This window comes from Neobacillus drentensis (assembly GCF_036966985.1).
In the GTDB taxonomy this organism is placed as follows: domain Bacteria; phylum Bacillota; class Bacilli; order Bacillales; family Cytobacillaceae; genus Neobacillus; species Neobacillus drentensis_E.
Genome location: NZ_JBALSN010000213.1, coordinates 1 through 3,336, shown reverse-complemented (window position 1 = coordinate 3,336; position 3,336 = coordinate 1). Strand labels below are relative to the sequence as shown.

The 3,336-nt window shown below is 39.9% G+C and carries 2 protein-coding genes and 2 pseudogenes; all 4 read left to right on the top strand.

All coding sequences use genetic code 11. The features are described from left to right. Nucleotides 1-225, top strand: a pseudogene (locus V7659_RS14715) (oxidoreductase); the annotation flags it as partial. A gap of 17 nt (nucleotides 226-242) precedes the next feature. Then, nucleotides 243-1,049, top strand: a complete 807-nt coding sequence (locus V7659_RS14710) for a uroporphyrinogen-III synthase (RefSeq protein WP_335540640.1) — start codon at nucleotides 243-245, stop codon at nucleotides 1,047-1,049. A gap of 634 nt (nucleotides 1,050-1,683) precedes the next feature. Further along, on the top strand, nucleotides 1,684-3,054 hold the full coding sequence (locus V7659_RS14705; RefSeq protein ID WP_420491732.1) for an NAD(P)-dependent oxidoreductase: 1,371 nt from the start codon (nucleotides 1,684-1,686) through the stop codon (nucleotides 3,052-3,054). Nucleotides 3,055-3,087: 33 nt separating this feature from the next. Continuing rightward, nucleotides 3,088-3,336: pseudogene (locus V7659_RS14700) on the top strand (NAD-dependent dihydropyrimidine dehydrogenase subunit PreA); the annotation flags it as partial.

Sequence of the window (3,336 nt, the reverse complement as noted above, 5' to 3'; positions counted from 1 at the left end):
TTAGGGGACAGAAAAGAATTTCGCTTCGGGGAAAAAATTGCCGCAAAAACAAGTGCTATTATCAATGTACTCATGGTTGGTCCATTACGAACTTATAAAGCCATTGAAGCTAAAAACGTTGCAACGGCAATGGCAGTAGTAGCGAGAGTTGGTAAAAGTGGGATGAATATATATCCTTCGGATAAGATCGAACAAATCGCAAAAGAAAAAAATATTATTATTTAGTCTGAGAGGTAAGTACGATGGAAAAGGGTTTGACTGGAAAACAAGTCGTTATCTGTGGTTCGCGAAAGATAGAAGAAATAAGTACACTAATTGAAAAACAGGGAGGCGTTCCTCTCGTTCGTCCACTTCAAGGGACAGTATTTTTAGCGGAGAAAGAAGTAGAACCAAATGTACGTGAATTTGTGGAAAATGGGGCCGATTGGGTCATTTTCACCACTGGGATTGGCTTTGAGACACTTGTGGATTTAGCAGCAAAACTTGGATTAAGTGATTTATTTTTAAAGAATATTCGTGAAGCCAAGATCGCCTCGAGAGGGTACAAAACACTGTCTGCTCTGAAAAAATATGATCTGAAACCACATGTGGTTGATGTGGATGGAACAACGAAAGGATTAGCACTAGCACTCGAAAACGTTGATTTCTCTGGAACAAGAGTTATGGTTCAACTCCATGGCGAAACAGCACCTGCATTAACAACATTCTTAGAAGATCGCGGGGCAACTGTAAAAAAAATCCTTCCATATCAGCATATTGCACCTGATAATGAGGTAGTAGATCGGTTAATACATGAACTACAGTTCGATAAGTGTGACGCGGTTTGTTTTACCACTGCTACACAGGTGCACTCGCTTTTTGAATATGCAAGAGAACATAACATCAATGCAGATATCGTGGCCGCTTTCAATAATAATGTCGTTGCTGGAGCGGTTGGAAAAGTAACCGAAGCAGCTTTAAAAGATGAGGGAATCGAAAGAATTGTGGTTCCTGAAAAGGAAAGAATGGGAGCAATGGTGGTCGAGTTAGCTAAATATTTTCTGATTTAGATAGTTCAAAGTGTACCTCCATTACGGCTGGTACACTTTTTTTCGGGAGAACTGAAATGCAAAATAGTAGAAAATGTCGAGAAGTTTTTACTCGTACTGCATCAATGAATTTGTTTGTTTATGCGAGAAGAAGTCCAATTATACAAGTAAAATTCAGATGATTATACCCTCCAGAGCCACCAAATAAAGTATGTAAGAAAAATTGACAATTCGATAGATTATTACAATTTTTTTGGTATCATTATGTTAAATTGAAAAAGTATTCAGGAAAGAATCCAAAAAAGCTTGCCCTCTGTTAATACTTTATCTATTATTCCCTTTTAATGCGAACATACATCAATGCTCCCTCTCTGATTCTACATTCTTAAAAGACATCTTACTTTTTACATAATGGTTAATTTATTGCATGCATCATTTTACAGATTGTCAGGTGAAATGCCTATTAGCAGTCTGTAAAATTAAAATAAGATGCAGAATTTTCTGCGAAATACATATATGCACAAAAGGAGTTGGTCCCTTTTTGGTAGTATTCAATTATTAAAGCGCTTACATTTTAATTCCAGTAAAAAAAAAGGACAACTTTCTGCCTTCAAAAGTTTTGAAAAATCGATATATAAATGAAGGAGGTTTCTCTATGGTGAATGATAAAATGCAGCGTATTTCCCTATCTAATCTTGAAAAGAACTTTCTAGAAGTGGAAAGTGGGCTGACAAACCGAGAGGCTGTTGAAGAATCTAATCGCTGCCTCTATTGCTATGATGCTCCGTGTATTAAAGCATGTCCAACAGGTATTGATATTCCTACTTTTATTAAAAAAATAGCTTCAGGAAACTTATTAGGATCTGCCAAAACAATCATGTCATCCAATCCTGTCGGTGCAAGTTGTTCGCGGGTATGTCCTACTGAAGAATTATGTGAAGGGGCTTGTGTCCTAAATCACTCTACTAAACCAATTATGATTGGCAATTTACAAAGATATGCTACTGATTGGGCAATGATCAATAATCAGACACTTTTTCAACCAGGTCAATCTAACGGAAGGACAGTGGCTGTAATTGGCGGGGGGCCGGCTGGACTTTCCGCAGCAAGAGAACTTGCAAGATTAGGATACGAGGTTACGATCTTTGAAGGTTCCGAGAAAGCGGGCGGTTTAAATACATACGGAATTGTTTCTTTCCGGTTACCGCAAAGAATTTCTTTCTGGGAAGTTGAACAGGTTGAGAAATTGAATGTCGATATTAGAACTAACACGTTGGTCGGTAAGGATATATCTGCAGAAGAAATTACTGAAAATTTCGATTATATCATCCTGGCAGTAGGTATGGCACATGTACCAAACCTTGGTGTGGAAGGTGAAAACCTTGCGGGTGTTTATGATGCGATTGAATTTGTTAAAGCAACTAAAAGCGGTCAGTTATCTGAAGATTTTGTTGGAAAACGCGTTGTTGTCATTGGGGCAGGAAATACTGCGATTGATGGGGCGACCTGTTCTGTCCGGTTAGGAGCAGAAAACGTCAAAATCTTATATCGAAGAACGGAAGAAGAAATGACCGCCTATGACTTTGAATATGAATTTGCCAAACAGGACGGTGTGGAATTCCGCTGGTTAACGGCTCCAAAACGGATTATAGGTGATGAAAATGGTAAGGTGACTGGCATTGAGTGTATCAAAATGGAACTTGGCGAGCCTGAAAAAGATGGTCGACGACGTCCAACAGCTATTGAAGGATCAGAGCATGTCCTTCCGGTCGATGCCGTGGTGAAAGCGATTGGTCAGACCCGGCACCTCAATCTGATTGAAGAGTTCGGCATAGAGCATAATGGCGGGGTTGTGAAGGTCGACTCTGAGAACTTTCAAACTTCCAACCCAAAAGTATTTGCCTGCGGGGATGTTGTGTTTGGAAAAGGAAACGGTGACGCCATGGTTGTTACAGCTGCGCAACAAGGGAAAGATGTGGCTTATGCGATTCATAAGCAATCTTCCTTCGTCGGGACGGCAAACTAATATCTCAAATGAAAATAGAGGGGAGAAAAATAGATGGCTGATTTACGTATCGATCTTGCAGGGATTAAATCTCCTAACCCATTCTGGCTGGCGTCAGCACCGCCGACCAACTCTGGCTATCAGGTACAGAGAGCCTTTGAAGCAGGATGGGGTGGGGCAGTTTGGAAAACACTGGGCGATCCGATTCTGAATGTATCATCAAGATTTGCCGCTGTAAGTTTTAACGGACAAAGAGTGGCAGGTTTCAATAATATAGAACTTATAACTGATAGACCATTAGAT

Excerpts from the sequence above, each read along its gene's own strand:
- V7659_RS14710 (WP_335540640.1), top strand. The coding sequence starts at position 243 with ATGGAAAAGGGTTTGACTGGAAAACAAGTCGTTATCTGTGGTTCGCGA.
- V7659_RS14705 (WP_420491732.1), top strand. The coding sequence starts at position 1,684 with ATGGTGAATGATAAAATGCAGCGTATTTCCCTATCTAATCTTGAAAAG.